The 434-nt window shown below is 34.8% G+C and carries 1 protein-coding gene; it reads right to left on the reverse strand.

Going from position 1 to position 434, the window contains the following annotated elements; all coding sequences use genetic code 11:
* Positions 1-87 precede the first annotated feature (87 nt).
* Positions 88-434 (reverse strand): hypothetical protein (locus KP705_RS17920; RefSeq protein ID WP_215765268.1); only part of this gene is annotated, 347 nt, incomplete at its 5' end.

The raw sequence follows: 434 nt of genomic DNA on the forward strand, positions 1-434 counted from the left end.
TATTCCACTTCTTAGACTTCGTTGCCTTGTCGGAAGGCTTTACAAGCACTTTACGACTCAGCATCTCAAAATGTGCGAATTGATAACTCATGACAACGATCCAAAAAATTTCTCGCAAATCGTTGAGAGTCTTCTTTTAAAATCATCAGACGTACAATTTTCCAAATCTAAATTATCGATACTCGAATACAAACCATCCTTGTCACATTCTTCTAAATCTTTAACCCAAAGGCGTATCTCATCTTTATTGTCATTAACAAAAACACACTCGTAACAAAAATCATCCTCGTCATCGTTCAAATATTCGTTGAATCTTAAAAAACCATATCCCCTGCTTTCTATGTAATCCAAAAACAAAGAAGAATGCGAAGGAAGACAACGCAAATAATCTCTATAACTTTTCACATCCTTCACAGGAAAAGAATGGTCAATAT

This window comes from Gluconobacter sp. P1D12_c (assembly GCF_018812105.1).
GTDB lineage: Bacteria > Pseudomonadota > Alphaproteobacteria > Acetobacterales > Acetobacteraceae > Gluconobacter > Gluconobacter oxydans_A.